The organism is Dielma fastidiosa (assembly GCF_000313565.1).
In the GTDB taxonomy this organism is placed as follows: Bacteria; Bacillota_I; Bacilli_A; order Erysipelotrichales; family Erysipelotrichaceae; genus Dielma; species Dielma fastidiosa.
Map to the genome: position 1 here is coordinate 1 of NZ_HE578937.1, position 1,734 is coordinate 1,734.

The 1,734-nt window shown below is 34.3% G+C and carries 1 protein-coding gene; it reads left to right on the forward strand.

Translation table 11 applies throughout. The features are described from left to right. Positions 1-1,734 (forward strand): hypothetical protein (locus DAHG_RS21500; protein ID WP_034457588.1); only part of this gene is annotated, 1,734 nt, incomplete at both ends.

Below are 1,734 nucleotides of genomic sequence, written 5' to 3' on the forward strand. Positions count from 1 at the left end.
CAATGCTGCTCCTGTGTTTGCTACTTATTCTAAGCCAGCGGAAGGTATTTGTAAAAATGATGCTGCAGAAAAAGATTGTGGCGCATCAGTCTATGTGGCTGTTATGGGTGCTTTAGATGGAACAAAATTTGGCGATGTAACTATTGAAAGTGATATCAAAATTGCTGATGTTGAAGGTAAACAAGTCAATATTCTAAAAGCCATTTCTATATCAGCTTATACTGACGCATTAACAGCTTTTGCAGGTGAAGCAAGTCTTGGTTATACTGAAAAAGCTAATATTTCAACATGGAAGGGTGTAGTTTCTGCTTTAGAAACATATTTAGGCGCTGGTTCTTTAATTGATGAAGAAGTTAAAGCGGGTTCTCCATTAGATACACTTCTTAAAAATATTTATAACGAAGTAGGGGCTACAGACTGGTCAACTGTCAATGATGGAAATTATTCAGATGTAAAAGCAGCATTTGAAAAATTGAAAACATTCAAAAAGAATTATGGTAAATATTTAGGTATCGTAAGTAATGATGACTACGCAAGCAATGAATTAGCAAGTGCTGTTATGGATGCATATACTACTACAAATGAGAACATTAATGAGTATTTAGGAAATACTGCTGATTCTGATTTATCTAATTTTGTACTAGCTTTTGATGCTATTCTGCAAAATGATTTAGATGAAAAAACGACAGATTTGAGTAAAAAAGTCTCTAATGACAAAGATGCAAAAAAAATTGGTGAAATTTTAGGTGGTGAGGGAAAGGCTGTAACAACATTATCACCTGAATCTGTTAAGTTGAACAGTAAGAGTGATATCAATAAACGTATTAAAATGATAAAAGATCATGATTATTATGATCGATTCAAAGATGAGGACGCTGTAATAGCTATTTTAGATGCTTATCAAGAGATTCTTGATGGTATAGGAGCAAATTCAGATGTTCTAAAATCTGATGCTTATAATGATTTTATTAAGACGAAGGTAGAAAGTACTACAAAGATTGATGGAAGTAGTAAGGTAACACTAAAAACATTTACTAAATCTTTTAAAAAGGCTAAAAATGAAGATAATGCGAATGATTTAGCTGATGTATTAAATTCTGACCAATGGGTAATTTTAAAAGCTGCTAAGGAAGACGTAATTGATGCAATTTACACGATGGAAACTAGAAAAGTTGGCAACTATTATGTAGATAAATCTGATTATACTGCTAATTCTACTACTGCTCAAAGAAACACATTTGATAACACATTCCCTGAATATTTAACTGCATTAGTTGACAAAGAAAAAGGATTGTTTGGCTATGATGTTGTTGAAAAACGAATGAACGAAGTGGCTGATGCTTTAGAGGCAGTTACTACTGCAATCGAGAAGTTAACTCCTGCAAATATCAAAGCAACTGATAAGAAAACTTTAGAAGCTGCTGAGGATGCTATCTATGAATTAACTAAAGATGGAACTTATGAAAATAATCTGACTAAAGCTGAAGGTAAAGCGGTTAGAGCAGCTGAAACTAAGATTGAAAATTTACGTGAAGCATTCGATAACTTAGGTACTACAGCAGTAGCTGGATGGTATGACATGGGTAACGGTAACTGGGGTTACAACAACGAAGACGGTACTCCTGCTGCTTATAAATGGGTAGCTTCTGGTTCTGACTGGTATATGATCAAAGACGGTAAGATGCTGAGAAATACTTGGTTGGCTACTGACGGCGGTCGCTGGTACTACTTAGA